At 22.8% G+C, this 3592-nt stretch carries 6 protein-coding genes; 3 read left to right on the forward strand and 3 right to left on the reverse strand.

Features of this window, described 5'->3' with window-relative positions:
* Positions 1–362: 362 nt before the first annotated feature.
* Entirely contained in the window at positions 363–752 is a 390-nt protein-coding gene (locus ABUA17_RS18505; RefSeq protein ID WP_055292513.1) for a hypothetical protein, read from the forward strand.
* Between the two features lie 134 nt (positions 753–886).
* On the opposite strand, the gene ABUA17_RS18510 is transcribed toward ABUA17_RS18505, so the two are convergent.
* Both ABUA17_RS18510 and ABUA17_RS18515 read right to left on the reverse strand, forming a co-directional pair.
* Positions 887–1690, reverse strand: coding sequence for a hypothetical protein (locus ABUA17_RS18510; protein ID WP_055292511.1), 804 nt, complete (start codon positions 1688–1690; stop codon positions 887–889).
* A 216-nt stretch (positions 1691–1906) separates the two neighbouring features.
* The gene (locus ABUA17_RS18515; RefSeq protein ID WP_055292509.1) at positions 1907–2104 is read right to left on the reverse strand and encodes a BhlA/UviB family holin-like peptide; all 198 of its coding nucleotides are present in this window, start codon (positions 2102–2104) and stop codon (positions 1907–1909) included.
* 273 nt (positions 2105–2377) lie between these two features.
* On the opposite strand from ABUA17_RS18515, the gene ABUA17_RS18520 reads away from it, so the two are divergent.
* Positions 2378–2902, forward strand: coding sequence for a sigma factor-like helix-turn-helix DNA-binding protein (locus tag ABUA17_RS18520; protein ID WP_279022388.1), 525 nt, complete (start codon positions 2378–2380; stop codon positions 2900–2902).
* A gap of 21 nt (positions 2903–2923) precedes the next feature.
* Here the strand turns inward: ABUA17_RS18520 and ABUA17_RS18525 are convergent, their stop codons facing one another.
* The gene (locus ABUA17_RS18525; protein ID WP_055292505.1) at positions 2924–3112 is read right to left on the reverse strand and encodes a BhlA/UviB family holin-like peptide; all 189 of its coding nucleotides are present in this window, start codon (positions 3110–3112) and stop codon (positions 2924–2926) included.
* A 143-nt stretch (positions 3113–3255) separates the two neighbouring features.
* On the opposite strand from ABUA17_RS18525, the gene ABUA17_RS18530 reads away from it, so the two are divergent.
* Positions 3256–3576: a hypothetical protein gene (locus ABUA17_RS18530; RefSeq protein WP_055292503.1), complete on the forward strand. Its 321-nt coding sequence runs from the start codon at positions 3256–3258 to the stop codon at positions 3574–3576.
* Positions 3577–3592 lie beyond the last annotated feature (16 nt).

Raw genomic sequence — 3592 nt, forward strand, 5'->3', positions numbered from 1 at the left:
ACAAATGGCTTAAAACCGTAAATTTTAAAAAATAAAAATGAAAAAACTGCGTAGAAGCTTAATTCTGCGCAGTTTTTTAGTATTTAGAATACCACAGGTTAGCCCTGTGGTTACGGAAAGATTCTAGCAGTGAGTAAAAATAAAAAAGTAATAGAATAAAATTCAAGAAGATTTAGTTTATGTTAAGAGAATAAATAGCCACGTTTATGAAGTGTATAGTAAAAAAGGTAAAAGATAAGGATACTTTGGGGTAGATAATGAAAATATGAGGGTGACTCATAATTGTTTTTATATATCAAATATGATAAAATTTAACTATTTAAATTGAGTTTCAGTTATTTAAATTAAGGGGGTGATGTAAAGTGTCAAAAAAAACAAAAATATATTTAATAATTATAATTTCATTAATTTTAATATTTATTTATACAACATTTAATAAAACTATATATTCTGATAAGTTTTATTCACCAACAAATAAAAATTTTATTAGTATTAAAGCTAAATATGCTACATTATTTGGACCTTCTTCAATAAAAATATACTGTAGAAATAATAAAGTACTAGGAATATTTAATCAAGAAATTATAAATACTAAAATATATAATGATGGTGGAGCAATAGATGAATCTAATTTTTATGTAAAATGGGATGATGATTATAATGTTACAATTACTATATCTGGTGATGAGCAAAAAGATGAAATTTTTGAAGTAAAATTTTCAGAAGATATTTTTTATGAAATAGTTAAATAATGTATATTTCTTATAAAAATATGATTTAAATGTAAATATAAATATAAATAGATAGGTATAGAATATTTATATGAGTAAAAACTCACTCAAAATTTAGTTAATTTTGAGTGAGTTTTTATTAGTAAGATGTTATTTTATGTTATTGAACTATCTATTCTAGCTAATACAAAATCAGCCAATGTACCATAAATGGCTCCTTTTTGAATAGATGTAGGTATTTTTCCAGCACCAGGATAGTCACCTATTCCTAAATATATAAGGTCTGAAGGCCCTTCCATTAAGGTTTGGAATGCTTCATCTCTTCCACCTAAGGCGGTTATAAAAATACTAAATCTACTAGAATTCCTATTATTATAATAATAATTTCTGAATGCCTCTGAGATATTAAAAGAATTTTTTAATAAGTCTCTATAAATATTTTCAGCATCAATATCAGAATTAATATCTTCCTTAGGAAAACTACTATTAGGATTTCCTAACCAGTCTTTAGATACTGATATTAAGTAGTCAAAGTCATTTGAATTATTAGTTTTTGCTAGAATTTCATTAGTAAATGTTGTAAGATCACCTTGCCAACCATTCCATTCTTTTGGAATTGGAGAATCTTCTTTTAAATATCCATCTAAAGTAGCACAAAGATGTCTAAAGTCTATACTATTATTCTTACTGTCTGTTAATACAACATGTTGTTTTAGTATATTGGCTGTATATGGATCCTTAGTTTCCATAACTCTAACTAAATTTTGATCTATTAATCCTGCTGCAATGTTCCACTTAGTTCCATGATATTCATAGCATCTACATAATGTAAGAGTTGCTTTGCCTAATGTACGATTATTAACTAAAGTTCCAGAATAATAATCTTTAACTATACTTTCTACTTTTTTTAGTAAATTAACGATTGTATACATATCACATACATAAGATTTTGTTTCCATAAATATAATCTCCTTTAAATTTGTTTGATAAGTGACTAGTCGTTAATTATAAAGAAAGAATTAATATATTTGTAAACATAAAAATAATAAAAAAGTAAATAAGGTTAAAAGATAAAATAAGTAAAAAATGAGATATTAAATTTTTAATATCTTCTAAGTTTCTTAAAAAACTTCAAGGACAAAAACATAGTTTTTTTTAAATTAAAAAAACAGATATTAGATTTTCGATATCTGTTTTTTTATGTCTTCCAAATCATTTTTTATTTTAGGAAGAATTTCATTGAGTTGTTGGATGATTTTTTGATAATTTTCTTCTCTAATTTGATTTTGTTTTAGAATGTATAGTAGAAGATATCCAAATAATAAAGCAAAAGTTCCTTGGGTTGTTAAAAAGTTAAATAGATCAGTATCCATTTTGTTCACCTCCTTCATAATATATAAAGTAAATAATATGATTAAAGTAAACATTTAAATAATTTGGTTAACTAGATAAACTATCTAATCTTAATATAAACATATCTAAGTGAACTTTTTAACTGTATTTAGTATCTTTCTAAAATTAACAAATAAAAAATAATTAATAATCTAAAAAATATATAAAATAATAAAAAAATGTATAAATTTGTAGAAAAATTCTATATTTACTATTATATAATTCCTTTCTTTTTAAAAGTAGGAGGGGAATTAATGAATAAAGAATTTATTTTTAAAATTATAGATGTAAAAAAAAATAATAAAGATGAAAGTATGTTAGATATATTAGCTATTTTTGATAACATAATAAATAAATATTCAAGAAAATTAAATGGAGAAGATACTAAGCAAGATTTATATGTTTTTTTAATAAAGCTTATAAATAATATAGATGAATTATCAATTGTTAATTATGAAGATAAACAAGTATTATCTTATTTTTCTAAATCATTAAAAAATGAGTACATAAGATTATCAAAAAAAAATGATAGAAGAAAAAATAATGAGGACTACAATTGTGAAGATAGAGTATGGGGTTATAATTTTATAGAAAGTAATATTGAAGTTGTAGATTCGATTAAGAATCTAAATAACTATGAGAAAAAAATAATAAAGATGGTTGTGCTTAATGGATATAGTGTTTCAGAAGTGGCTAAAAAGACAGGAAAATCAAGACAAGCAATAAGTCAAGTTAAGAATAGAGCTATAAGTAAATTGAAAAAGGTGTACTTAACATAATAAAAAACATATATTAATTTTTTAATATATGTTTTTTATGTTTTCTAAATCATTTTTTATAGTTGGAAGAACTTCATTTAGTTGTTGAATTATTTTTTGATAATTTTCTTCTCTAATTTGGTTTTGTTTTAAAATATATAGCAATAAATAGCCAAATAACAAAGCAAAAATACCTTGAGTTGTTAGAAAATTAAATAACTCTGAATCCATAATAAACACCTCCTTACATAAAATATAGAGCAAATTAATAGGTAAATAGTAAACATTAAAATTTGATATAAGTAAAAAAAAATGAGTTAATATAAAATAAAAATTAAATATATGGAGGAGAATATGGACGAAAAAAACTATGGATGAAAATAAGTGGAAGTATAAATCATTATTTAAGATATTATGATAAAAGAATGTCAGATGAAGAGTTGTTGGAGGATTATGTGGAATATGTTTTAGGGAGTGAAAATGGGAGATATGAATATTTAGATAAGCAAACATTTGAGTACATAGAGTTAAGTGATGAAATTGTAGAAAGGACAATAAATGCGTTTAAAGAAAGATTAAAAAAGAAAAGGGAAAAGGAAAAAATTAATGAAATAGGAGAAAATTTTAGTAGAAATAAAGAAATTAAAAAGGAAATGGGGAAAGTTATAGATTTTAGTAAATATAGAAAAGTATGATATAATTAGTTGTCGA

This window comes from Clostridium sp. RTP31139st1_H3_RTP31139_211217, from assembly GCF_040227035.1.
In the GTDB taxonomy this organism is placed as follows: Bacteria; Bacillota; Clostridia; order Clostridiales; family Clostridiaceae; genus Clostridium; species Clostridium saudiense.